We start from the raw sequence: 307 nt of genomic DNA, 5'->3' as shown, positions 1-307 counted from the left end.
TAGCTGTAACGCTGACGCTGAACGGAAATACGCTGGACAGTATCACAAATGGTGTGGCTACATTGACAGCGGGAACAGATTACACAATAGTGGGCAACACGGTAACGATAAAAAAATCTTACTTGGCACAGCAGTCTGTAGGCACGACAAACCTGTCGTTTAACTTTAGCGCGGGTGCCGCTCAGACGCTGGCGGTAACGGTGAGCGACACAACGCCGCAAAACAGCCAATTGAGCCAAACGACAGCAGCCTTCGATAAAGAAACAGCTGCGCAAGCGGATGTAGCTGTAACGCTGACACTAAACGG

At 50.5% G+C, this 307-nt stretch carries 1 protein-coding gene; it reads left to right on the top strand.

Features of this window, described 5'->3' with window-relative positions:
• Nucleotides 1-307: X2-like carbohydrate binding domain-containing protein (locus FGT79_RS30760; RefSeq protein ID WP_281286058.1), on the top strand; the 307-nt coding region annotated here is incomplete at both ends.

The sequence above is a fragment of the Paenibacillus sinopodophylli genome (assembly GCF_005930355.1).
In the GTDB taxonomy this organism is placed as follows: domain Bacteria; phylum Bacillota; class Bacilli; order Paenibacillales; family Paenibacillaceae; genus Pristimantibacillus; species Pristimantibacillus sinopodophylli.
This window is presented reverse-complemented; position numbering and strand designations above follow the sequence as displayed.